19 protein-coding genes are annotated in these 25,389 nt (G+C 33.5%); 2 read left to right on the plus strand and 17 right to left on the minus strand.

Features of this window, described 5'->3' with window-relative positions; all coding sequences use genetic code 11:
- Nucleotides 1-202: 202 nt before the first annotated feature.
- The gene (locus Q1B05_RS15220) at nt 203-400 is read left to right on the plus strand and encodes a hypothetical protein (protein WP_299781817.1); all 198 of its coding nucleotides are present in this window, start codon (nt 203-205) and stop codon (nt 398-400) included.
- On the opposite strand, the gene Q1B05_RS15225 is transcribed toward Q1B05_RS15220, so the two are convergent.
- From Q1B05_RS15225 to Q1B05_RS15305, 17 genes are all read right to left on the minus strand, one after another.
- Nucleotides 397-654 carry a hypothetical protein gene (locus Q1B05_RS15225; protein ID WP_299781818.1) on the minus strand — a complete coding sequence of 86 codons (258 nt, stop codon included), beginning with the start codon at nt 652-654 and terminating at the stop codon, nt 397-399. The genes Q1B05_RS15220 and Q1B05_RS15225 overlap by 4 nt on opposite strands.
- A gap of 164 nt (nt 655-818) precedes the next feature.
- Nucleotides 819-2,078 carry a Y-family DNA polymerase gene (locus Q1B05_RS15230; RefSeq protein ID WP_299781819.1) on the minus strand — a complete coding sequence of 420 codons (1,260 nt, stop codon included), beginning with the start codon at nt 2,076-2,078 and terminating at the stop codon, nt 819-821.
- Nucleotides 2,078-2,524, minus strand: a complete 447-nt coding sequence (gene umuD, locus Q1B05_RS15235; RefSeq protein ID WP_299781820.1) for a translesion error-prone DNA polymerase V autoproteolytic subunit — start codon at nt 2,522-2,524, stop codon at nt 2,078-2,080. The genes Q1B05_RS15230 and umuD overlap by 1 nt, the downstream gene beginning before the upstream one ends.
- 405 nt (nt 2,525-2,929) lie before the next feature.
- The gene (locus tag Q1B05_RS15240) at nt 2,930-4,495 is read right to left on the minus strand and encodes a solute:sodium symporter family transporter (protein WP_299781821.1); all 1,566 of its coding nucleotides are present in this window, start codon (nt 4,493-4,495) and stop codon (nt 2,930-2,932) included.
- A gap of 56 nt (nt 4,496-4,551) precedes the next feature.
- Nucleotides 4,552-5,736, minus strand: coding sequence for an aldose epimerase family protein (locus tag Q1B05_RS15245; protein WP_299781822.1), 1,185 nt, complete (start codon nt 5,734-5,736; stop codon nt 4,552-4,554).
- A 34-nt stretch (nt 5,737-5,770) separates the two neighbouring features.
- The gene (gene araA, locus Q1B05_RS15250) at nt 5,771-7,261 is read right to left on the minus strand and encodes an L-arabinose isomerase (RefSeq protein WP_299781823.1); all 1,491 of its coding nucleotides are present in this window, start codon (nt 7,259-7,261) and stop codon (nt 5,771-5,773) included.
- Nucleotides 7,262-7,281: 20 nt separating this feature from the next.
- Nucleotides 7,282-7,983, minus strand: a complete 702-nt coding sequence (locus tag Q1B05_RS15255) for an L-ribulose-5-phosphate 4-epimerase (protein WP_299781824.1) — start codon at nt 7,981-7,983, stop codon at nt 7,282-7,284.
- A 4-nt stretch (nt 7,984-7,987) separates the two neighbouring features.
- Nucleotides 7,988-9,658 (minus strand): ribulokinase, encoded by a 1,671-nt coding sequence (locus tag Q1B05_RS15260; protein ID WP_299781825.1) that lies wholly within the window; start codon nt 9,656-9,658, stop codon nt 7,988-7,990.
- Between the two features lie 141 nt (nt 9,659-9,799).
- Nucleotides 9,800-10,747 (minus strand): family 43 glycosylhydrolase, encoded by a 948-nt coding sequence (locus Q1B05_RS15265; protein ID WP_299781826.1) that lies wholly within the window; start codon nt 10,745-10,747, stop codon nt 9,800-9,802.
- A gap of 1 nt (nt 10,748) precedes the next feature.
- On the minus strand, nt 10,749-12,092 hold the full coding sequence (locus tag Q1B05_RS15270) for an MFS transporter (RefSeq protein ID WP_299781827.1): 1,344 nt from the start codon (nt 12,090-12,092) through the stop codon (nt 10,749-10,751).
- Nucleotides 12,093-12,162: 70 nt separating this feature from the next.
- Nucleotides 12,163-14,556: a glycoside hydrolase family 127 protein gene (locus Q1B05_RS15275; protein ID WP_299781828.1), complete on the minus strand. Its 2,394-nt coding sequence runs from the start codon at nt 14,554-14,556 to the stop codon at nt 12,163-12,165.
- 42 nt (nt 14,557-14,598) lie between these two features.
- Nucleotides 14,599-15,582, minus strand: coding sequence for an arabinan endo-1,5-alpha-L-arabinosidase (locus Q1B05_RS15280; protein WP_299781829.1), 984 nt, complete (start codon nt 15,580-15,582; stop codon nt 14,599-14,601).
- Between the two features lie 5 nt (nt 15,583-15,587).
- Entirely contained in the window at nt 15,588-16,556 is a 969-nt protein-coding gene (locus tag Q1B05_RS15285) for a glycoside hydrolase family 43 protein (RefSeq protein WP_299781830.1), read from the minus strand.
- Nucleotides 16,557-16,558: 2 nt separating this feature from the next.
- The gene (locus Q1B05_RS15290) at nt 16,559-18,160 is read right to left on the minus strand and encodes an arabinan endo-1,5-alpha-L-arabinosidase (RefSeq protein WP_299781831.1); all 1,602 of its coding nucleotides are present in this window, start codon (nt 18,158-18,160) and stop codon (nt 16,559-16,561) included.
- Between the two features lie 11 nt (nt 18,161-18,171).
- Nucleotides 18,172-19,722 (minus strand): alpha-L-arabinofuranosidase C-terminal domain-containing protein, encoded by a 1,551-nt coding sequence (locus tag Q1B05_RS15295; RefSeq protein ID WP_299781832.1) that lies wholly within the window; start codon nt 19,720-19,722, stop codon nt 18,172-18,174.
- 81 nt (nt 19,723-19,803) lie between these two features.
- Nucleotides 19,804-21,369, minus strand: a complete 1,566-nt coding sequence (locus Q1B05_RS15300; RefSeq protein WP_299781833.1) for a RagB/SusD family nutrient uptake outer membrane protein — start codon at nt 21,367-21,369, stop codon at nt 19,804-19,806.
- A 21-nt stretch (nt 21,370-21,390) separates the two neighbouring features.
- Nucleotides 21,391-24,441, minus strand: coding sequence for a TonB-dependent receptor (locus tag Q1B05_RS15305; RefSeq protein WP_299781834.1), 3,051 nt, complete (start codon nt 24,439-24,441; stop codon nt 21,391-21,393).
- A gap of 254 nt (nt 24,442-24,695) precedes the next feature.
- On the opposite strand from Q1B05_RS15305, the gene Q1B05_RS15310 reads away from it, so the two are divergent.
- On the plus strand, nt 24,696-25,385 hold the full coding sequence (locus Q1B05_RS15310; RefSeq protein ID WP_299781835.1) for an NUDIX domain-containing protein: 690 nt from the start codon (nt 24,696-24,698) through the stop codon (nt 25,383-25,385).
- The last annotated feature ends 4 nt before the right edge of the window (nt 25,386-25,389 follow it).

The raw sequence follows: 25,389 nt of genomic DNA on the forward strand, positions 1-25,389 counted from the left end.
ACACCTTATGTGGTTCTTCAACAGCATGCTGCATAAAAAAAACTAAATCTTTATTAGGATTTTATCTTGGAATACGTATAAGATTAGTTGCGTGAACTAAATATTAACTTTAAATATAAGCAATACAAAAGAGACACGCAATAAGTTTCCAAAGAGGAAACAACTAGCAATTAATTTTATACGGTGTTGTAATTAGTTATTTATGATTTCTCAAAAAAAACAAACTGTTATTCAGTCCAACGCAGAACTTGCTAATGGTAAAAAATTTCAAGATTTAGTTAAATTAATTGATACACATATTCCTTCACAAACTTTAGAATCTAGAATTCTTATAAAAGAAATCTCGTCTTTCATAGGTTTTAAGGATTCAAAAATGAACAGAATAGCAAGACATAATTAAGGTCTTATTTTTTCATACTCCGCTTTTAATTCAGAACTAACATTAATTAATTCAGCACTACCAGAAGAAAAGTCAGAATTACACTTTATATAAACAGTTCCGTTTTCAGAGTTTATTTTATCTATAATCGTAGGAAATCCTCCGAGAATAGTTATTGAGTTTACTAATTGGTTCATTTCATTTGTAAATTCATATTTACTAGAATCGTATTCAGTAATAAAATTATTCAATATAATGTTTTTAATTTTATTCATAATTTCGGTTTTTTAATTAATTACAACTCCTTTTATCAATACTAAATACTCCTATATCAAGAATAAGTAAAGGGATATTGTTAGTTTAAGCACTAAATGTATTACTTTCCTGTAGGTTAAGAATACGGTTACCCGTAAATGGGTGGTATTTTAAATTAAATAGACTAAATCTTTACCCGAATAATATCGTTTATATGTGTAGAATACCTTGGCGACAAACGTTCTTGTTTCATTTTCCATTGTCGGCCGAGGGATTGAGCCCCGAACTTTACTTTATTGTTACCATAGGACGTATTTAGCCTATCGACAATTGCCATTAGGGGTTGGTGCTTTGGATTCTCGTTAGAGAATAGACTAAATTGTTTTTGGTCTTCTGGAGTGAGGTTCATTACAATTACGCCGGCTTTTTTGTAATGGAAATCTTTTTTATAAATACACTCTAATGCTTTATGAGCTGCTTTTATGAGATCGAAACTTGAATTTGTTGGTGTTTCGGTTTTAACAACCACATTACGGTAGTATTGTGGTAGGTCTTTACGAAACCCGTTAGTCTGTAAAAAGACCATGACCGCATTAGTATGGGAGTTTTGGTGACGTAATTTTTCGGCACAAGAAATGGCGAATGTTGCCACACGTTCTTGGAGATCTGCATAATCTGTAATCATGCCTTCGAATGACCGTGTGGTGGCAATTGATTTTTTTGTGTTTGGGGTTTCTAAATCTAGGGTTGGTTTTCCTTCTAAGTCGTGTTTTAACCTTAATCCGATAACTGACATATGTTTACGCACCCAGTCGTCTGACTGCAGCGTAAATTGATAAGCGTTATGTATGTTTAATGCTCTTAAGCGTTTGGCATGTTTTCTACCTACACCCCAAACATCTTCTATAGCGGTCCATTTAAGTGCTTTTACGCGCTTTTCTTCTGTATCTATAACATAGACACCTTGGGTACGTTCTGTAAACTTCTTAGCTATCTTATTAGCCACTTTGGTTAATGCTTTTGTGGATGCAAAACCAATGCTTATTGGAATACCGGTACCTCTGGTTACTTGTTTTCTCATGGTATCCCCTATTTCCTGAATATTGAAATATTGGAATCCGTTAAACTTTAGAAAGGCTTCGTCTATACTGTAGATTTCGATATCTGGAGAGAAGTTGGCAAGCAAGCTCATTACACGACTGCTCATATCTCCATACAAGGCATAGTTGGATGAAAAAACGTGAATATTGTGTTTTATAAATAGGTGTTTGTATTCGAATGCCGGTGCCCCCATAGGAATACCCAAAGCTTTAGCTTCGTTAGACCGTGCAATGACACAGCCATCGTTATTTGATAGTACCGCTATAGGCTTACCATTTAGAGCTGGGTTGAATACGCGTTCGCAAGAGGCGTAGAAATTATTACAATCGACCAGGGCAAACATTAGAAGTATTTTATAACGTTAATGACGATACCCCAAATGATAAAATCGTTATCGGATGTAACACAAATGGGTTTATAGTCTTCATTTTCGGCAATCAGCCAAATACAATCCTTTTCTATTTTAATGCGTTTTACAGTGAATTCACCATCGATAAAACAGACTGCTATCTTATTGTCTTTAGGCTCCAGGCTTTTGTCGACAATTAATAAATCGCCATCATGGATGCCTACGTTTTTCATTGAATGTCCGTTGACTCTACCGTAAAACGTCGTACTCGGATTTTTAATAAGATGCTTGTTGAGGTCGATATTAATATCTAGAAAGTCGTCTGCAGGCGATGGGAATCCTGCACTAATACCATTAACAAATGGGAGTTCTATAGCCGAATTGTATTCGGGTATAAAAAACGTAAGTGGTTTTATTTGATATAACTTTCTAATTTGCATGCTACAAAATTAAACAATAGATATGTAAAAATGTAGCAGTGTTGATAAGTTTAAAGGTAGGTAGTTTATTAAAATAACATTTAATCATACGTAAAAAAGCTTACAAAATCAATTTCTTGACTTCGAAAGCTTGATGCATTATCTATTTTATCTCAACTTAATTTACTGTTTTGGACACCTAGTTTAATACAATAAAAATATAACCAAAGACATACTATTAATTTATCATTCATTACGAGATCAGATGGATTTTTAATGATGAAAAATGTTTTGTCCCCTATAAAACCGACTTCATATTTAACTAAAACTACCTTAGCACGTAACGGTTTTATTATCAAGTTTTAATCTAGAATAAGGGTAAAAAAACCATATCTCTTCTCCCTCATATTTTTATTTCTTTTCTCTTCAGGACAGCCATATATATATTCCAACAACGATACCAACAACCAGATACCCTACTGGTTTTAAATACCTCCAAGGTGTAATATCTACTTGTTTTGTATACTCCTGTTCAAAATCTGTTTCTCTTGGTATAAAATGACTAACAACGAACATAATGATAATTGTTAATACAAACAATATTCCCATTAAATGTAAGAAACTGATGTCTGGTTTAATAATATATAATGTCATTAAATACGTAACTACGCTAAATAGAATAGCAATGTTAGCTGCTTTTCCTGAAACACGTTTAGAAAATATTCCAATAATTATAATGGCTAAGATAGGCACACTATGCGTACCATTTAATTCCTGTAAATACGTAAAAATCCCACCTTGTACACCATATAACAAAGGTGCTATACCCATAGAAAACAAAGCTAGTACTATACCAAATGTTTTACCTGCCTTTACAACTTGTGTACCTGATGCTTCTTTATTAATATATTCTTTATAAAAGTCTAACCCGAACAAAGTGACAGAACTATTTAAAGCACTGTTAAACGAGCTTAAAATAGCTCCAAATAATACTGCGGCAAAAAAACCAATAAATGCTACAGGCAATACAGCTTTCACAACCATTGGGTAGGCCTCATCGGGATTTTCAATATTTCCATTAAAAATATAAAATGCGATTATACCAGGTAACACTACGATAAATGGTCCTAATATTTTAATAAACGCAGCTAATAGTAGTCCCTTTTGACCTTCTTTTAAATTTTTAGCTCCAAGAGCCCTTTGAATAATGGCCTGATTAGTCCCCCAATAATAAAAATTAACAATAATCATCCCTGTAAAAAGAGTCCAAAATGGGACATCCGAATCAGGTCCCCCTATAATATCAAACTTTTCAGGAAGGACTGTTGTAAGTGTTTTTAATCCCGTAAAAATATTTCCATCACCAATTTTCATTAAACCAAAAATTGGAATTAAAGACCCTCCTATAATTAGTCCAATGGCATTTATCGAATCTGAAATAACTACTGCTTTTAATCCCCCAAAAATAGCATATATACTCCCGACAATCCCTATAGCCCATACAGTTACCCATAATGCAGGTTCAGGACTCATTCCTAATTTTTCAGGAATATCAAACATTGAGTTTATTGCTAATGCTCCTGAATAAAGTACTGTTGGCAACATCGAAATGGCATATCCTAAAAGAAAAAGTAATGAGACAATTGTTTTAGTGGATTTACCATACCTATTTTCTAAAAATTGTGGAATTGTTGCTATACCACTTTTTAAATATTTTGGCAGTAAAACAAACGCTGTAAAAACCATGGCTATAGCCGCAACAACCTCGTATGCCATAATTGGTATACCATCTCTAAAAGACACGCCATTCATACCTACAATTTGTTCGGTGGAAAGGTTTGTAAGTAACAAAGACCCCGCAATAACAGGTCCTGTTAAGCTTCTTCCTCCTAAAAAATAGCCATCTGAAGACGTTTCGTCTGTCTTTCTTGAATACCACCAAGCTAATAAGGCCACTAATAAAGTAAAGACGACAAAAGAAATAATTTCCATAAGGTAACGAGTTTAGTTAATTTTAAATAGTTTTGTAAACACAGTCCATGGCATTTTTATTTAACAGAAAACTTAAATAACGTTTTTGTTGCATACATTTCTCCCGGATTTAAAACCACTGAAGGAAAATCCTTTTGGTTAGGCGCATCAGGGTACTGCTGAGTTTCTAAACAAAAACCTGTTCTGTGTCCATAAGTGCCTCCTTTTGGCATGGGTAACGTACTATCTAAAAAATTTCCTGTATAAAATTGGATCCCTGGTTCTTCTGTATAAATTTCCATGAATCGGCCACTAGATTTATCATAAGCAGATGCTACCTTTCTCATGGTATCTTTTTCACCATTTAAAACCCAACAATGGTCGTAACCTTTTCCTAAACTTAATTGTTCATTTTCTAAATTAATGTCTTTTCCAATAGTATTTGGTTTTCTAAAATCGAATGGTGTCCCTTCCACATTTTTAATGTCTCCAGTTGGAATTAAAGTCGCATCCACAGGTAAAAAAGCATCAGCGTTGATCATCACTTCATGATCTAGAATATCTTTAGTAAAATCTCCAGTTAAATTAAAATATGCATGTTGAGTTAAATTAACAACAGTTGCTTTATCTGTAGTTGCTTCATAAGAAACGTCTAAAGCATTATCATTAGTAAGGGTATAAATTACAGTCACTTTTAAGTTCCCTGGATAACCTTCTTCTCCATCTTTACTCAAATAGGTTAATTTTAATGATGAATTATCCTCACCTTCAAAAGGTTCGGCAGTCCAAACTACACGATCAAATCCATCAACTCCACCATGTAAGTGATTAGGTCCATCGTTGATTGCAAGGTTATATTCCGTTCCGTCTAAAGTAAATTTTCCTTTAGCAATACGATTTCCGAAACGACCGATTAATGCACCAAAAAAAGGATTATCTTTTAAATAATCCTCTAAATTATCAAATCCTATAATGACATTTTCAAACTTCCCATCCTTATTTGGAACTTTTAAAGATGTTATTCTACCGCCGTACGTAATCACATTCAATTCGACTCCATTCGCATTCTTAAGTGTAAATTTATCTATAGTTGTGCTATCAGGCATGATACCAAATTTAGATTTTTCAATAGTCAATTTTTCTTTCACGGCATCTTCCTTTTTATCAATTTCATGCTCTTTTTTAGTTTCCTTACAGCTAACAGTTGTAATAAGCATTAGTAAAAATAAGGAGCAATAGAAACTAGATTTTACAATTTTCATTATATAAGTCTTTTAGTTTATGTATCGCAATCAATTATTTATAAAATGCTTCGTTGGTTCTAATAGCCATTTTAAAATTTCTTATGGTTGTATCTTCATCAATCACTAAGGCTTCAATATTTGCCATTTCAGCAAAATCTTCCATTTGCTCAACAGAAATATTTTCACTATAACATGTATGATGTGCACCACCTCCTAAAATCCATGCGGAACAAGCCGTTTCAAAATCTGGCAAAGGTTTCCAAATCACTCTTGCCACTGGTAAATTAGGTAAATCTTCTACAATTTTTTCCCCAATAGTTTTATTGATTAATAATCTAAAACGATTTCCAAAATCCATTAAACTAGCAACAAGAGATGTACCTGCCCTTCCGTTAAAAATTAAACGCACAGGATCTGCTTTTCCTCCAATACTTAAAGGATGAATTTCACAAGTTGGTTTATTTGATGCTAAAACAGGATCCACTTCTAACATATGAGAGCCTAAAATTCTTGGTTCTATAGGATCTAAATGATAAGTGTAATCTTCCATAAAAGCATTTCCTCCTTCTAAGCCAGAGCCCATAACTTTCATAGCGCGAGTTAATGCTGCCGTTTTCCAGTCACCTTCACCTGCAAATCCGTAACCTTTTTGCATTAACCGTTGTACTGCTATTCCTGGTAATTGTTTTATACCGTGTAAATCTTCAAATGTATCGCTAAAGCCTTTAAAATTTCCATCTACTAAAAACTTCTCTAAACCTAATTCTATACGAGCTGATTCTATCAAGGATTGTCTATCTTTTCCGCCTTCAAGCAATGAATCTGCCATATGATAAGATGCTTCATATTCTTTAATTAGCGAATTAATAGCATCACCTGAAATACTGTTTATAACTGCCACCAAATCACCAACAGCATAGGTGTTTACAGAAAAACCAAATATGGTTTCTGCCTCTACTTTATCGCCATCGGTTACAGCTACAAAACGCATATTATCACCAAAACGTGCAAATTTGGCTCCTTGCCAATCGTCCCAACCAGCTGCAACACGTGTCCAATCCCCTATTTTCTTTTGAACAGAATCTGCCGACCAATGTCCAACAACCACCTTTCTATTTTTACGTAAACGACTTACCATAAATCCAAATTCACGGTCTCCATGTGCCGATTGATTAAGATTCATGAAATCCATATCGATTGTTCCCCAAGGAATGTCTCGATTAAACTGTGTATGCAAATGCAACATCGGTTTTTGAAGTACCGTTAATCCTCTAATCCACATTTTTGCTGGAGAAAAAGTATGCATCCAAGTAATAATTCCAATACAATTCTTTTCTTGGTTTGCGGCGGTTAAGGTTTCGTAAATTTCTTCTGAAGATTTTACTGTAGGCTTAAAAATTATATTAACCGGAATTAATTTAGAATCATTTAATTTCTCTGCTATTATAGTTGAATTTTCAGCAACTTGATTTAAAGTTTCTGGTCCATATAAATCCTGACTTCCTGTTATAAACCAAACTTCTTTTTTTGAAATATCTATCATATTAAATACTTTGTTAGTTATTATTGACCGTAATACGATTTTGCACCGTGCTTACGCTCATAATGTTTTTTTATTAATGAATTTTTTAATCTTGGAGCGTTAGAATTTATTTGTCTTGTCAAATAAGCCATTTCTGCAACTACCTCAAGTACTTTACTATTATAAACAGCCTTTGCTGCATCTTTTCCCCAAGCAAAAGGACCATGACTTCCAATAAGTATCATTTCGACCTCCTTATGAGACAGTTGTTTATCTTTAAAACATTCTATAATTTGAATGCCAGTGTTGTGTTCGTAATTCCCTTGAATAAGTTCGTCTTTCATTGGTGGTGCACAAGGAATATCGGCAGTTAAATGATCGGCGTGAGTGGTTCCCAAAATTGGAATATCTAATTGAGATTGTGCCCAAGCCACGGAATACGTCGCATGCGTATGTGCAATTCCTCCAATATCATCCCAGTTTTTATATAAATATGCGTGGGTTTTTGTATCAGAGGAAGGTCTCAACCCGCCTTCAATAATATTATTATCAAAATCTAAAATCACAATATCTTCAACTTTCAAATCGCTATAGGAAACACCACTTGGTTTAATAGCAAAAACATCATTTTTTCGATCTACAGCACTTACATTTCCAAACGTGTATACGACTAAATTCAGTACGTTTAATTGCATATTGGCTTCGTAACATTCTTCTTTAAGTGTTTTATATTTAGAACTCATAATTTTAATTTTTTATCTTGTTTTCAACAAAATCAGCTAATTTTTTATAATCATCCATTAAGGCTGCATAGGTTTCAACCTCATTTGCCTTAGGATAATATTCTGCTTCAAAATCACTACCCATAACTTTACTCGCTTCAATAACATCTTTATAAATGCCTGCTGCAACCGCTGCATAAATGGCGGCTCCTAAAGCTGGTGCTTGATCTGACTCGGCAACTTTAATTGGCTTATTTAATACGTTTGCTAAAGTTTGCATTATGAATGGTGACTTCCGAGCTACACCTCCAATTCCTATTACAGATTCTATTATTACTCCTTCACTTTCAAATCGATCTACAATCATTTTAGAACCAAAACAAATGGCATTTACCAAAGCTTTAAAAATGTGTGGTGCTTTAGTTCCTAGAGAAACTCCTGTAAATGCAGATTTCAGCTCTTGATTGGCATCAGGTGTACGTCGACCATTTACCCAATCTAAAGCCATAGGTATAGCAACTGAATGTGGAATATTTTCAGCTTGTTCAGCTAAAGTTCTTATAAATTTAGCATCTATTTCATATTGAAGTTTCTGCTTCAAATCTATCGATAATACCCCTGAAGTCATTACCAAATTATCAATTGGCCAATTCAGAATATCCTTAAACCAGGCTAATACATCTCCAAATGCAGATTGACCTGCCTCTAAACCAATCATTCCAGGAATCACCGAGCCATCAACTTGACCGCAAATCCCCTTTACACAAATATCACCAAGAGTTTCATAAGACGATACCATTATATCACACGTTGATGTTCCCATTACACGTACTAACGTATTGTTATCAACCTTAGCTCCAACTGCTCCCGAATGTGCATCAAAGGTTCCTACAGCTATAACACATGTTGTAGACAAGCCCAATTTCTTAGCCCATTCTTCGTTTAAATTTCCTGCTATTTCATTGGAAGTAAATGTATCATCGTAAAGATTACCTCTTAACTCTCCTAAATAAGGATCCAATTTAGAAAGGAACTCACTAGCAGGTAAACCTCCCCAGCTTTCATTCCACATAGCTTTATGACCAGCAGCACATCGACTTCTTTTAAACGTGATTAAATCTTTATTATTGGCAAGTAAATAGGTGATAAAATCGCAATGTTCCATCCATGTATAAGCGGCTTCCTTAACAGCCTTATCTTCTCTGACAATATGTAAAATTTTGGCCCAAAACCATTCAGATGAATAAATTCCGCCTTCATATTTAGTAAAGTCGTCACCACCCCAAGATCTAGACAATTTATTAATCTCATTAGCTTCTTTTACGGAAGTATGATCTTTCCAAAGTACCATCATAGCATTCGGATTTTCTGTAAAACCATCAAGCAACGCTAATGGTACACCTTCCTTATTTAAAGGCAATGGAGAAGATCCCGTTGTGTCAATACATATTCCAGCAACGGTTTCTGGTCTTATACCACTTTGAGACACTACAGAGGTAATTGTATGTTCTAATCCTTCAATATGATCTAAAGGATGTTGTCTAAATAGATTTATACTCGAATTACAATATTTCTGTTCTTTCCATCTCGGATACCAGTATACTTCTGATGCCAATTCGGCTCCATTTTGAGTATCAATTAAAACGGCTCTTACTGAATCAGATCCATAATCTAACCCTATTACGTATGTTTTCATATCTTTTGTTAGTTTCCTGCATTACAAATATAAACGATAATTTTAAACAAGTGTTTTTTTTACACTTGTTTTTTATTGCAAAAAATATTAATCCAGACTGTAAAAAAATCTCAGTTCTTCTAATACCTCTTAATTACAATATCAATAAAATTCAAAAATTGGTTTACCTGATTCATCAAATTTTACGTCCATAATTCTAGCATGTCTATTTGGATCAAATAAGGGGTCTCCTTCTATGTTTTCATAATCTCTAGCATGATACACACAAATAGGGACTCCATCTTCAGATACAGTAAAACTATTATGTCCCGCTCCATATATATTTTTATTATAATCTGACTGAAGAACTGGATTTCTTGATTTTGTCCAAGAATTCCTATCCATTAAATCGGTATTTTCATTTGCTTCCATTAAGCCCATACAATAGCATGAACCAGTAGCACTTGCAGAAAATGTTATATATATTTTACCTTCATTTTTAATAACAGCAGGTCCTTCATTCACCCAAAAATCTACCCGTTCCCAGTCGTAATCAGGAGTAGTAAGCATAAACTGATTTGTTTTTAATTTGATAGGCGATTCCATTTCTGCTAAATATAAATTTGATGCTGCGAATTGTCCGCCTGTCTTTTCTGCCCAACAGAAATAGCGTTTACCCTCATTTTCAAAAACAGTTCCATCCAACGAAAAATCATTAAATGACTTATTATCACCATCAGCTGCTTGCATTTGCCCAAGTTCGATCCATTCATCCATTAATGGATTTTGGCCTCTACACTCAATTACATATGGCCTTAATTTCCAAATATCATTTACCTCACTAGCTGCAAAATAGATATACCATCTACCGTCCAGATAATGTATTTCTGGTGCCCAAACATGTTGACTCATCGGTCCAGTTTCATGTTTTTTCCAAACATGAAACGTTTCGGCATCTTGTAATTCATTTAGAGTTTTGGCTCTTCTAAGCTCGATACTATCATAAGAAGGTACTGAACCTGTAAAATAGTAATAACCATCTGTATGTTTATAGATAAACGGATCAGCACGTTGTTCAACTATGGGTTCGTTCGTTCTAATTGTATCCATTTTATATGTTTAATTTAGTTTTAATCGTTTCATAATATTTGTCAGTAATCTTATACCTAAACATCATACCTCCCATAATAACGTGAAAAAAACCAGGTATAATCGTTAACATAAGTGCAATACCTAGAAGGGTATATTCTGTTTGTGAATCACTTTTTGGCACATAATTGAAAAAATCTAATAAGTAACCTACAGCAGCTCCTGCGACCCCCATTCCTGCTTTTTGTGCGAAAGAAATTCCTCCGAAAGACAAGCCTGAAACTCGTTTTCCAGTTTCTGCATGACCATAATCAACCGCTTCTGCAATCGCTGACCAAAATACAGGTGCATGTAAATCGACTACAAAGGATAGTATAAAATATAATACATAGGCCAATACTATATCTCCTGGTTTAACCACAAAAAACATCACTAAACTAATGGCTCCAACAGCAAGTTGAGTGTATTTAAAAAGTTTTACTTTACAGTATTGTTTTGTAATATAAGTAGACGCGGGCATGGCTAGGATTGCAGCGGTTACCCCTGTTGCCATAAAAGTAGATTGTACACTTACATCTCCACCAAGAAAATACTTAGCATAGAAGATTGCAACTGAACCTCTAATAACATAACCTACAGTTCCTGTAAAACAAGCACCAAATAATAGGGTCCATTGCCCATTATTAATAAGCAATTTAAATTGTTCTAATAATGGTTTTTTATCAATAGTATGCTCCACACGTTCTTTAGTTGTAAAGAAACAAAACAGTAGTAAAAGTGTCCCCATCATTGCCATAATTCCCATGGCTAATTGATAACCTCTTGCTATATCATTTTTACCAAGTTTTTCAGCTAAAATCGGTACAACAATAGAGACTAAAAAAGCTGCAACTTTTGCAAAAAATAGACGATATCCGTTTGCAGACAAACGTTCTTGAGGATCATTTGTCAATACTCCAATCAAGGATATGTATGGAATAGTAACCGATGTAAACATAATAGTAACAAATATATAAGTGATATAAGCATAAATAAGCTTACCGGTATAATCAAAATCTGGAGTTGTAAATGTTAAAAAGACTGAGATACCAAAAGGTATAGATAAATAGAGAAAATAAGGTCTATATCTCCCCCATTTAGTCTTAAATTTATCAGTTATTAATCCCATTAAAGGATCTGTAACAGCATCGATCAGCCTTACCAAAAGAAATAGAATAGCCATGTCTTTAGGTTCTAAGCCAAATACATCGGTATAGAAGAATGTAATAATTAGAAACATTGAAGAGATTACAACGTTTACTGCTGCATCACCAGAGCCATATCCTATTTTTTCAAGGATGCTTAATTTTTGTATTTCTGATTTCATATATTTTTTTAAATACTAATTCATTGCCATTTGTAAACCCGACACTTATTAGTGATTATCACGTATATTTCTAATTAATTTTACTTTCATTTTTTGCTTGACTAATTAAACGTACACCATAAATTCCTGCTGTGGCTGAGTCCGATTCTGCTTCAAATCGAATATCTAAAATATTATTTGATGAGGCTAGATACTTAGGAATTTCATAGTCGACTTCGAAAAACACACTACCTTTATTACCCTTTAATTTAGGGTTCGCAATTTGTTTTCCATTAATTAAAATTTTAAAATTCCGACCTGAATCACTTCCAAAATAGGTTATACGTAATGCTTTTGCAGCCTTGTCTTTGTTTTTCATATTATAACTAAACCAACCTGTGGCATCACGCCAATGTCTGTTTTGGTTTACACCTGTTTTAGATTGTTCAAACTGTATACCGTGATCAGACTCTGGTTGTTGTTCGCCCGGAGCTATATAATCTAAAGTTATAGTTCTTAAATAATCTTCATTCTGTTGCTTTTTTGCTAATTTTTGTTGTATTTGTTTAAGCCCTTTGGGGGTTAAACTTTTGAAGTAAATGGCATATCTCTTTTCATGAATTTTATAAAAAGGTTGTAATATTAAATGCTTATAATCTGAAGGATGTATTAAATTCTCTATTGAAAACTCTAGTGGTTTTCCTGAAACTGATTTTATTTTAGTTAAAATATTTTCACCACTTTCAGACACAAACATAGGCGCCTTGGTTAAAGGTAAGAATGGTCCCGAAGCTATATGACCTCCTCTACTATCATCTGCAAATAAACCATCTTGATTAGCGTCTCCCGTAACAGCAGCTAAAACAATTGGACCATATTTAACAGACACATAACCTGAGTGATCTGGAATGTTTTCTACACTTAAATGCATAGGAATTTCCATTTTAATAGTATCTCCATTTTTCCAAATTCTTTTAATTGGAATATAAGACCCTGGTACTGCATTTATCTTTTGAAGTTTTCCATTTAGATATAATATTAGAGCCCCCTCCCTTACCCACTTAGGATAACGCACCATTAATGTGGCTGATGTATTCGTAGGACTCGACCATACTAATTCGGTAGAAGCTACTTCTGGAAAATTTGTATTTTGCGTAATCGTTGCTTTCTTTTCATTCCAAAACACTTGAGAAGGAATAAATAAATTTACATACAAAGCATCATTATCTTTTGCGTAAATTAATTCATTATACTTAGTATGATTTTCCATTCCTGACCCTACGCAACACCAAAAACTAGTTTCTGGCTGTGAGTATACACGATAGTGACCTGGACGCATTGGTGTGAAATAGACAAAGCCTCCTTTCGGGTTTTGTGATGATAAAATATGATTATATAGTCCACGTTCGTAAAAATCAATATAATGTTCATTTATTGTATCTTCGAAAAGCATCTTACTTAACTTAAGCATATTGTAGGTATTACAGGTTTCCAGACCTTGTTCACCACTTAATACTTCACTAAAATCATTAATGGGGTTAAAATGTTCACGCACACTATTTCCTCCAATACTTAATGTACGTAGGTTAACAACATCATTAAAGAAATTTAAGGCAGATTGGTGATATCTATTTTCGTCATCCAATTGTGAAATTCGTTCGAAACCAATAAATTTTGGAATTTGCGTATTGGCATGCATGCCCGTTAAAATATCTTGATTATCCGCAAAAGGATTTAATAGTCCATGTTCTGAAAAACGTTTAGCTAATTTTAAATATTTTTTTTCACCTGTAATCTGATACACATCGGCAAACACTTCATTTAAACCTCCATGTTCAGAACGTAGCATGTCTTGTACTTGTGTTTCCGAAAGTTTTTTTGTAACGTCTATAAACCAATCAGTAAATGCTATTAACATGGTTTTAGCTTCAGGTTTTTCAGCATAAACCCAAGCATCTTTTAATCCAGCAAATGTTTTATGAATATTATAAAGAGGTACCCATTTTTCATTTAAACTAAAACTTCCTGCTTTAATCTGGCCAGCCTCTATAGCAGGCCATAATTCTTTGCTTCCTGGAACACCTCCAATATAACCGTTACCATTTGTCTGCTGTACGTTTTGTAATTCAGCCAACACATAAACGATCAACTCATTCGCTTTTTCGTTTTTTGTAGAAGCATAAAACATTGATAAAGCTGACAAGTAATGCCCTAAGGTATGTCCGTCTAAACCTGTATTTTCCCAATTGGTGTAGGATTCTGCTTTAGGAGTTAAACCAGCTTCTCTTAAAAACGGAGAAAGTAATCGATCTGGATTTAATTGTTGTATATAATGAAAATCAGTTAAAGCTGCATCCTTAAAAACTCCAGAAGTAACAGCCACCTGGTCTAAAGGAAACGATTCTATTGATTTTTGCGCAGTTATATGTAATGAATAAAACAATACTAGACCAAAAAACAAAGATTTTATAGAAGTATGTTGCATTTTAATTTAATTAACTAAAAATTTGATTTTTTAAATTAAGCCTTAATCCATTGGTTTTACTGTTGGCCATTCGTCTAGCCAAGTAATCTCTTTTACAATCAATTTTGGTAAGCCATAATCATTAGCATCATAACCATGCATAAATGTGTAATCCTTTCCTTCAAACGTAAACACACTATTGTGTCCTACTCCAAACCAATTTTTATTCCCTTTAATTACTAAAGATCCTCCGCCTTGATTAAGGTCAATTTCATTTTTATCTAAATAAGGTCCTGTAACTGTTTTTGAACGACCAACCACCAGTTTATAGGTACTTTTTTCGTTCCTACAGCAGTAATCAAAAGACAAAAACTGATAATAATAATTTCCTTTTTTAAATATAAACGGTCCTTCGAGAGCTGCATTTCCTGCATCAGAGTCTACCAAATTCTTGTCTCTATCTCTTCTAGCTATAGTATGCCATTCTTCGGATTGGGCTACTTCTTTAAAATTATCAGCCAACTTTACCATTTTAAGTCCATTCCAGAACGAACCAAATGCTAACCACGGCGTTCCTTTTTCATCTAAAATTAAATTAGGATCAATGGCATTCCACATATCTCTATTTGGCACGGATTGAATAACTATACCCTGATCTTTCCATTTATAATTTTTGTCTTCTGAATTTAAAGTTGAATTAGTCACCAATCCAATTGCAGATGTATTTTTACCGAAAGCTGAAACTGAGTAATACAAATAATATGTCCCGTTATGAAGGCTAATATCTGGCGCCCAAATATGACCGTTAAATCTAGGTACTACATCTTTAACCCATTCTGGTGATTCGTCAAAAATTGGAGCTGCTTGTTTCCAAGTTTTTAAATCTTTAGAAGTAAAACTAGTAATTCCTGGTCCTGTACAAAACAAGTAATATGTATCTCCCTGTTTCGCTACAACTGGATCGTGAGTAATAGGTCTTTCCTGAGCATAAATCACTGAAAAGATAAAAAAAGTAAATAGCGCAAAATGATGTTTTAGTATTCTCATAATTTTTATTTTTGGATACCCTCTGAAGTCATAATAACACGTTTCATCGTACCATCCTTATTATAATACAGTCTATCGATACAAACAGAACGTCTAAAACTTCCACCATTTGGCTGAATACCTCCCGTATGATAAATGAAATAATCTTTCCCTTTAAATTCAATTATAGATTGATGATTCGTATTAGAGTTTCCTGCCAATTCATTTAAAATTCCTTTAAATTCCCATGGACCTGTAATAGACTTGCTCATAGCATAGGCTATTTTTTCTGGAAATTCGTAGGCATATGACAAATAATACCAATCTCCTTTCTTATGGATATAAGGTGCTTCAGTAAAATTTGGAAGTTCAACAGTATAGATAGGACCATCCAATTCAATCATATTTGCTTTTAATTTTGCATAATAACATACAGTATTTCCCCAGTATAAATAAGCTTGACCATCATCATTAATAAACACTGTCGGATCGATGTCATCCCAACGAATATCTGTATGTTTAGTCATATCGTTAGTTACCAGGGCTTTTCCTAATGCATCTTTGAAGGGACCTATTGGAGAGTCTGATACAGCCACCCCAATAGATTTTCCAGGATGTGTATCGTCATGTTCTACTGTTACGTACCAATAAAATTTATTCTTTTTTTCTATGACTTGAGCAGCCCAAGCCTCACCCTTAGCCCATTTAAAATCAGTAGGTTTTAAAGGCACAGGATGAACTTTCCAATCAACCATATTAATAGAAGAATACACTAACCACTCATCTATCTTATAGAAATTTAGATCATCAGGCGCTTCGTCATGACCAGTATATAAGTAAACCGTATCATCATGAACTATAGCCGCAGGATCTGCTGTAAATTTATCTTTAACTATGGGATTATTTTCTATTGATTTATGTTGCGCATATAAATCTAAAAAACAGCAACTAACTGCGAATATTGCTATTGAAACCATAACTTTTCTATACATCATAATTAATTATTTTTTTTTGCCCAAATAGGTCGTCCTGAATCATCTAATCCAGAATAAGAAATAGTTACTTTTCTTGGAGAAGCTTCCCAATCCCAAGCATCAAATAATTTACATTCATATCCATTTACATAAATGGTATTTGTTTCTTTATTTAACTCCCAAGTACCTGATATTTCACCACTCAAAGTCCCATTTTTACTAAAAATTAAAGTTTTAGAAGTTTGCATCACTCTATATTCATAGCTCATAATGATTTGCTCCCAAGTACCTACAATATCATCTACAGTAATTTCTGTTTCAGGTACCTCAGCAAAACGCTCCGGTGCTACAACAGGCCATCCATCTGATGTCCATTTAATTTCTCTAACCTGTCCCATCATCACAGCATTAGACACATTAATCCCGTGTACATTTTCTGGCAAACGACCTTGCGTTGAGAAATACCACTTTTCATTTTCTGGATCTTGAAAAACAGCACAATGTGATATACCAACCCAACCTGTATGATTCTTAAATTGATAAGGATGTGTTAGCATAGGCCAACATTCGGCACCTTCAGATACGTTTCGTCCATCAATACCTAAATAAGGTCCATTTATATTGGTAGATCTAGCTACACGAGTATTGTATGCCACTGATAGTTCATCATAAGCTAAAAATAAGTAATAAAAACCTGTCTCTATATTATATATAATTTCAGGACCTTCTAGTGCCTGCCATCTATTAGTACTAATATTACCACGACCAGCTATTCTCTTTCCATAATCTTCGAGTTTAGTTAACCCAAAGGGCTTTCCTGTTGACGGATCTAATTGTACAGAGGCAATACCTGTATGCCATGAACCATAAACCAACCATTCTTCTCCTTTATTTGATACTAAAGTAGGATCTATAGCATTGAACTGAAAATAAGCACTCCAATCGTTACTACTGGTTCTAGTATACGTCTCCAGCCCATCTGGCTCAGAACAAATTACCATTCCTTTATCTTCCCATTGGTTACTTGCTAAATTTGTAGTTTCTGCTAGACCAATAAAAGCACGCTCTGTCCATGAGGTATTCAGGTCATTTCCAGCGATTGGATTTGTAACTACAACAGAATAATATAATCTATATATTCCATTATATTCATGAATATAGGGAGCCCAATGGCCATAAGATGGATTATCAATTACAGGTAAATCTATTTTAGCTCGTTTACTATTTAATGAATCTTTAATCCATGAAGGTGTTTCTGTAAATACAGATCCTAGGTATTCCCAATACACTAAATCTTTCGATCTACGGTATGGAAAATGTCCATGCCCCTCTTGTGCATTGCCGTATGAAGCATCAGTTTGATACATATAATAATAATCTCCCTCTTTTACAATCGTTGGATCATGAACGTTAGCTAAATTCCATAGACTTCTATTTTCCCATGAAGCGATTGGAGTATAATTATCGGAATAAGTTGGACCTTCAAACGTGTTTCCTAGAACCTCATCACCTCCATCTGTACCACCTCCACCATCTGGTTCTTTTGTAATACCATCATCTTTGGAACATCCTAAAACAACTATTCCAAGAATTAGTAATATTATTATATTTTTTATTTTAATCATATATTAACGATTTAATAAACATCCAAAACAACTACAGAAAATGGAGGTAATTCAATCTCTAATTCACCTTTTTTTAATTTAAAATCTTTAAATTCTTTAGGAATAATTTTATTAGGGTTATCAAATGAATTATGATCTTGTAAAGCTTTTGCCTTTAAAATATTTCCAATAACATTCTTAACGTTTAAATCTTTTACATTAATTTTTATTGTATATGATTTATGTGCATCTATATTTACCAAAGACACATTTATATTTCCTTTTTTATCCTTCGATGCTGAAATAGAAATAGCATCTAACGATTTACCTTCCACAGTATATTTTGGTGATTTAAAATTTGTAGGTATTAATGTAGCATCATGATGAACCGTGTACATTTTCATAACATGATATGTTGGAGTTAAGATCATTTTTTCTCCCTCTGTAAGAATTACTGCTTGTAAAACATTTACAGTTTGAGCAAGGTTTGCCATTTTAACACGCTTAGCATGATTGTTAAAAATATTCAAAGTTGCACCTGCTATCATAGCATCTCTCATTGTGTTCTGTTGATACAATACACCTTTTTCTGGTTCTTCACTTTCATACCATCCCCCCCATTCATCGACAATTAATGCTACTTTATGTTCTGGATCGTATTTATCCATGATATCTGTATGTTTTTGAACTAGCTCTTCCATTTTTAAAGCAGTTTCCATAGTTCCAAAATATTCAACTTCATTAAATTTTGTATCCGAACTTTTATTTTCCCACTTCACAAAAGAATATGAATGAAGAGCTACACCTTCTATTAAATTTTTAGGAATATCACGCATTAAAACTTCTGTCCAATGATAATCAGCTACGTTAGCTCCTGATGCTATTCTAAACAATTTAGAATCATTTGTCCAGCTTGTCATAAATGTTGCGTACTGTCTGTATAAATTAGCGTAATATTCAGGCGTCATATTTCCTCCGCAGCCCCACATTTCGTTACCAACTCCCCAATATTTTACATCCCATGATTTTTCTCGACCATTTTCTTTTCTTAAATCAGCCATAGGGCTTACACCGTCATGTCCAACATACTGAATCCAGTCTGTAAACTCTTTAACAGTACCACTACCTACATTTGCTGCTAAGTAGGGCTCTGTATCTAATATCTCACAAAGATTTAAGAAATCATGTGTCCCAAAACTATTGTCCTCGGTTGAACCTCCCCACCATTGATTCACTATAGTTGGTCTATCCTCTTTAGATCCAATACCATCTTTCCAGTGATATGTATCTGCAAAACATCCCCCTGGCCATCTTAGATTTGGTATTTTCAAGGCCTTAAGCGCTTCAATAATGTCATTTCTTACTCCGTTGGTATTTGGTATACTTTCATTGTTTTCTCCAACAAAAATACCATCGTATATACATCGTCCCAAATGTTCTGCAAAATGCCCATAAATGTGTTTACTTATTTCAGGAGCATTAGGCTGCTCTTTTAAAGTAAACTCTACATCTTGTGCAACTATAGGTTGGGCTAGACTTAAGACCAAACTAAAAACTGTGATAATTAATTGTTTTTTTTTCATGTAATTCATTTTAAAGCAGACCGCACATAATGAACGGTCTACTTGATAAAACCAAAACTAATTCAATGCGTACTATATAATTTAATATCCTAGGTTTTGTTCAGTGACAAGAGGATTGTTATCCATTTCTGCTTGAGGAATAGGAAAATATTCTCTTCCTGTTACATAACTTCCAAATTCTGGATCTCTAGATTTTAACCACTCTAGTTTTGAAGAATCTTGTAGCCATCCCCAACGACGTATATCATCAAATCTATGTCCTTCTAACGGAAATTCTAAAAAGCGTTCATGCGCAATCTGATCCCTCATTTGTTGTTGACTCATTGCTGGTTTTGTGATATATAAATCAGGTAGATTAGCACGATCTCTAACTTGTTGAATATATCCATATGCTACATCTGTTTGACCTAATTCATTTAAACATTCTGCATACATTAATAAAACATCTGCGTAACGCATAATACGTTCGTTAATTCCTGATCTCCAATCATATTCATCAGCTCTACTCCCATCTGAATTTTGATATTTTGCAACAAATAGATCATTTAAATAAGACTCATTGGCTCCATAATGTGTTGCAAAATCAACTCCATATAACATCATACCACCTGGTTTATTATAAAAAATAGTAGCATCTAACCTAGGATCGACTTGTCCGTCTATAGTTGCTTCAATATGATAATCGTCAAATAAAATTCGTGTTGGCTGGGCATCTGTAAACCCAAATGTTGGTGGACCATAGGTAATTGCTCGTGCAGAAGTTTTACCCCAACCTGACGCAGGAGCTCCTCCCCAGCCTAGATCTACTCCACCTGCTTCTCTACTAAATTGGATCTCGAATATAGATTCTTGATTATTCTCATTATATAAAGTAAAATTATCTTGATAGTTCGCGACTAATTCATACTCTCCTGAATTTATAACGTACTCGAAGGCTGTTTTAGCTGCCGAAAAATCACCAATAAATAGATATGCTTTTCCTAGATAGGCCATGGCAGCACCTTTAGTTGCTCTCCCTACTTCACCTGAATCTAAACCTGAAACATAATCGTAATTATTAGGTAAAAGTTGTTCTGCTACCTGAAAATCTGTTATAACTTGTTCCCATCCTTCTTCTTGAGTTCTTTGTTCATGATAAATTTCTGTACTCAGCAAAGGTAATGGCACATTTTTAAACAGATTTACTAAGTGAAAAAAGTAAAGCCCTCGTAGAAAATATGCTTGTCCTAACACTCTGTTTTTAAGCTCCCCATCCTCCATCTCTATTCCTGGAACATTTTCTATAACCTGATTTGCTCTATAAACACCTTGATAAAACGTTTCAAAAGCCCATCCATAAATTGAAGCATCTGCAACACTAGAATTAAAACGACCTACGTTTGCCATAGCACCCCACGGACTATTACTTTTGGTTCCGTCACCCTTTAAATCTAATAAAAGTGGAGTACTTCTCATATAAGACCCATCGGTTAATAAACTTCCATAAACGGCATTTACACCTTCTACAGCATCCTTATCATTTTGCCAAAAATTATCGGCTGTTTCAAAGTTTGGATCTGTTTGATTCAAATCAGAATCACTAACACAACTAGTAGCTATTAATATAGAAGCTACAGCTAGTGAATAAAATATATTTTTAGTTTTCATCTTGTTTAATTTTATATAATATTAAAAGTCTAACTGTACACCTAGTGCAAGAGTTCTTGGGTTTGGAAAAGATCCAAATTCAAAAGCTCTATTAAATAATCCATCACTAATAAAATCTGGATCATAACCGCTATAATCAGTTATTATAAATAAATTCTGCCCTGAAACATAAACTCGGGCTCTTTTAAACACCTGCGGGGCTAACGGAATATTATATCCTAATTCAAGACTTTGCAATCTAATATAATCTCCATCTTCAATGAATCTATCTGAAACTCTATTATTACCATTTGGATCACCAATAACAGGTCTTGGTACATTTGTATTGGTATTAGTTGTTGACCAATAATTTAACATATCTGTGGAACTATTAACTAAATCTCCAAGCATTAGATTTTGGTAGGTACCATTATAGATCTTGTTTCCTGCTGCTCCTTGAAAGAAACAAGAAATGTCAAAATTCTTATAACTGGCACTTAAATTTAAACCATAATTAAGTTTAGGAATTGACGAACCTTGGTATGTTCTATCTGAATCTGTAATTAGACCATCACCATCAATATCCTTAAATCTAATATCTCCTGGTGCTGCTCCTGATTGGAAAGCATGACTATTTATTTCTTCTTGTGACTGAAAGATGCCATCTGTTTCGTAAACATAAAGTTCTCCTGCTGACCGACCAACTTCAGTTCTACTAACTCCTGATGAAATTGGGGTATCGTCAACACCTATCTTCAAAACCTCATTCTTTAAAGTTCCTAAATTGGCTGAAATATTATAACTAAAATCCTTTTTACTATCTCCATAACTCAAAGTAAATTCTACACCTGTATTTTTAATAGTACCGGCATTAGTAGTTAACAAAATAGGATAAGCCCCAGAAGAATAAGGAATAGGAATATCTGCTAATAAATCTGTAGATTGCTTCATGAAATATTCAGCAGTAAACTGTAATCTGTTATTAAACATTCCAAATTCTGCAGCTATGTTGCTTGACTCTGTATCTTCCCATTTAATATCGGAATCCACAACCTTTACAACGGTTGTACCTGATGCAATTTCATTTCCAAAATCATAACTTGCAAAAGGGTTTAGATTTAATGCAAATTCATATAAACCGATAGTATTATTACCTAACTGTCCATAACCTCCTCTTATTTTAAAAGTATTCCACCAATCTGGCAAGTTAATATCATTATGAATTTTCCATGCCCCTGATACCGAAAAGTAATTACCTGAATTATTTTTTTGTGCAAATTTAGAAGACTTATCCTGTCTAAAATTCGCTGTAATTAAATATCTATCATCATAGGTATAATCAAATCTTCCAATATATGATTTATAAGTTTCTTCAGATTCATATTCAGAAGCATCTCTATTATCTGCATATTCTAAATGTGCTATAGTTCCCGAAGCATAACCCGTACCACTTGCTCTAAGTTCATAATAATTGTTTCGTTCTTGAATCATACCTCCTAATAAATTAAACTTATGTTTTTCATTCAAATCAAAATCATAAGTCAGTAAATTATTTAGAATCGTTCTGTTAGTATGTCCACTTGTTACATTTAAACGTGCCTCCTCAGCTGTGGTAATATAATACCAGCCTAAATCACTTTCAGGATTGTAATATCTAGTATCCCAATTTGTTCTATCAGCACTAACACTTAACTTATACTTTAAACCTTTAAAGATTTCGTATTCTCCCCAAGCATTTCCTACAAAACGATTTCTTTTATTCTCATTAGTAATTAAATTATTAAATCCAATTACGTTTAAAGAAATGGCACGTTGTGTAATACCGTCTGTACCGCCATAACCTCCTAATCTATTCGAATCATAAACCGACATAGTTGGAATAGCTTGTAATAAATTAATTATAGAACTCGTACCTGCATTATATTCGTTAAAACTTTCCTTATCAGATAAGGAATAAGAGAATTTAGATCCATATTTAAAATTCCCTTGTTTGCCGTTTAAACTCATAGTAGCAGTATAACGTTCATAGGCCTGTGGAGTTTTTAAATACCCAGAATTTTTAAAGTAATCTAGATTCACATTATAATTTATTGCCTCCGTTCCACCACTTAGGTTTAATGTATGGTTTTCTAAAATTCCAGTTGTAAAAGCTTCATCTTGCCAATCAGTATCAACATTATCAATATAAGAAGCATTTCCAGGGTAATTAGCTGGAGAAGTTGGCACGCCTAAACCTTGGTTATTTGCGTTTATTTCGGCCGTTCTAACAAGTTCTTGATATTCCTCTCTATTTGCTAAATTATATCTCCTATTTTGAGGAATATTTTGGAAACCAGTAGTTGTTTTATAACTAACATCTAATTTTCCTTGTCTTCCTTTTTTTGTTGTAATAATTACTACACCGTTTGCGCCACGAGCTCCATAAATAGCAGCAGAAGACGCATCTTTTAACACCTGAATAGACTCGATATCTCCTGTTGCAAAATCATAAGGATTGTCAACAATCACACCATCTATTACAAATAAGGGATTATTATTTCTAAAAGAAGTTATTCCTCGTATTTTTATATTGACAAATCCTCCTGGTTCTCCCGAAGATTGTACTGTTACACCAGGTGCTTGACCTTGAAGCATTTTGGCAACATCATAAGAAATTGTTTTTTTAGCATCCCCTACATCAATTACGCTCACAGACCCCGTTAAATCAGACTTCTTTTTTGCTCCATATCCAACCACAACTACTTCGTCTAACGCCGCAATATCATCGACCATTTTCACATTAATAACTGATTGATCTCCCACTACAATTTCCTGTTGTTTGTAGCCTAAAAATATAAATACTAGTACATCTCCAGTAGTTGCTTTCAACGAATAGTTTCCATCAAAATCTACTACTGTTCCATCAGCACCTCCTTTTAATATAACATTAACACCGGGTAGTACCATTCCTTCTGTTGCAGAAGTTACAGTTCCAGTTATGGTTTTCTGTTGGGCATACATTGTTGCCGAAAACAACATAATAGTCATCACGCAATAGAACTTCGAAAGTCTTAAGTTTGAATGATTACCAATAAAAAATTTGGTTTGTATCATATTAGAATAATTTAAAGTTAGTTTTTAGTTTGCTTTGCAATATTAACAAGTGTTAATATTACACTTCCAAAGAAAATGAAGTTTTTTCGTTTATCCAAATTATTTTATGCTTTTTTTAAGAAAAAACAACAATAAAACTCTTTTTTATACAATATTAACAATTGTTATTTTTACACTTAATAATGTTATTGAATTATGAATTACAGCTTGTATTCAATATATTTGTAGTTTTAAATACATAAAAAGAATATTTAATGCTAAACGATTATAGTAAAGAAGACAAAGTTTTGTTGGCCGTAGATTGTATAATTTTTGGATTTGATAATGACGATTTAAAGGTCCTTTTAATTCAAAGAAATTTTGAACCAGAAAAAGGCAAATGGTCATTGATGGGTGGATTTTTGAAAAAAAATGAAGTATTGGATGAAGCCGCAAGTCGTATTCTTAATACCTTGACAGGAATGAACGAGATTTATATGGAACAATTATATTCATTTAGTGAAGTTGATCGTGATCCTGTAGAAAGAACTATTTCGACATCATATTATACTATAATAAATATTGAAAAATACAATGAAGAACTTATTGAAAATTATAATGCAAGATGGTTTAGCATGTCCAATGTACCTCATTTAATTTTTGATCATAACATAATGCTTGACAAAGCAATAAAAAGATTACGAAGGAGAACATCCATTAATCCAATAGGTTTCGAACTTTTACCAGAAATGTTTACTATGCGACAACTTCAAAAATTATATGAAGCCATTTTAGACAAAAAATTAGATAAACGCAATTTTATTAATAAAATAAATTCTATGGATATATTAATAAAATTAGATGAAAAAGATATGACCTCTTCTACGAAGGGATCATATCTCTATAAATTTGATCGAGAAAAATATGACAAGAAAAAAGTAAATAATTTTTATCTTAAATTATAAATAC

This window comes from uncultured Formosa sp. (assembly GCF_947500765.1).
In the GTDB taxonomy this organism is placed as follows: domain Bacteria; phylum Bacteroidota; class Bacteroidia; order Flavobacteriales; family Flavobacteriaceae; genus Formosa.

Excerpts from the sequence above, each read along its gene's own strand:
- Q1B05_RS15280 (WP_299781829.1), bottom strand. The coding sequence starts at position 15,582 with ATGAGAATACTAAAACATCATTTTGCGCTATTTACTTTTTTTATCTTT.
- Q1B05_RS15260 (WP_299781825.1), bottom strand. The coding sequence starts at position 9,658 with ATGAAAACATACGTAATAGGGTTAGATTATGGATCTGATTCAGTAAGA.
- Q1B05_RS15275 (WP_299781828.1), bottom strand. The coding sequence starts at position 14,556 with ATGCAACATACTTCTATAAAATCTTTGTTTTTTGGTCTAGTATTGTTT.
- Q1B05_RS15240 (WP_299781821.1), bottom strand. The coding sequence starts at position 4,495 with ATGGAAATTATTTCTTTTGTCGTCTTTACTTTATTAGTGGCCTTATTA.
- Q1B05_RS15270 (WP_299781827.1), bottom strand. The coding sequence starts at position 12,092 with ATGAAATCAGAAATACAAAAATTAAGCATCCTTGAAAAAATAGGATAT.
- Q1B05_RS15285 (WP_299781830.1), bottom strand. The coding sequence starts at position 16,556 with ATGATGTATAGAAAAGTTATGGTTTCAATAGCAATATTCGCAGTTAGT.
- Q1B05_RS15305 (WP_299781834.1), bottom strand. The coding sequence starts at position 24,441 with ATGATACAAACCAAATTTTTTATTGGTAATCATTCAAACTTAAGACTT.
- Q1B05_RS15220 (WP_299781817.1), top strand. The coding sequence starts at position 203 with ATGATTTCTCAAAAAAAACAAACTGTTATTCAGTCCAACGCAGAACTT.
- Q1B05_RS15265 (WP_299781826.1), bottom strand. The coding sequence starts at position 10,747 with ATGGATACAATTAGAACGAACGAACCCATAGTTGAACAACGTGCTGAT.
- Q1B05_RS15295 (WP_299781832.1), bottom strand. The coding sequence starts at position 19,722 with ATGAAAAAAAAACAATTAATTATCACAGTTTTTAGTTTGGTCTTAAGT.
- araA (WP_299781823.1), bottom strand. The coding sequence starts at position 7,261 with ATGATAGATATTTCAAAAAAAGAAGTTTGGTTTATAACAGGAAGTCAG.
- Q1B05_RS15245 (WP_299781822.1), bottom strand. The coding sequence starts at position 5,736 with ATGAAAATTGTAAAATCTAGTTTCTATTGCTCCTTATTTTTACTAATG.
- Q1B05_RS15230 (WP_299781819.1), bottom strand. The coding sequence starts at position 2,078 with ATGTTTGCCCTGGTCGATTGTAATAATTTCTACGCCTCTTGCGAACGC.
- Q1B05_RS15300 (WP_299781833.1), bottom strand. The coding sequence starts at position 21,369 with ATGAAAACTAAAAATATATTTTATTCACTAGCTGTAGCTTCTATATTA.
- umuD (WP_299781820.1), bottom strand. The coding sequence starts at position 2,524 with ATGCAAATTAGAAAGTTATATCAAATAAAACCACTTACGTTTTTTATA.
- Q1B05_RS15225 (WP_299781818.1), bottom strand. The coding sequence starts at position 654 with ATGAATAAAATTAAAAACATTATATTGAATAATTTTATTACTGAATAC.
- Q1B05_RS15255 (WP_299781824.1), bottom strand. The coding sequence starts at position 7,983 with ATGAGTTCTAAATATAAAACACTTAAAGAAGAATGTTACGAAGCCAAT.
- Q1B05_RS15290 (WP_299781831.1), bottom strand. The coding sequence starts at position 18,160 with ATGATTAAAATAAAAAATATAATAATATTACTAATTCTTGGAATAGTT.
- Q1B05_RS15310 (WP_299781835.1), top strand. The coding sequence starts at position 24,696 with ATGCTAAACGATTATAGTAAAGAAGACAAAGTTTTGTTGGCCGTAGAT.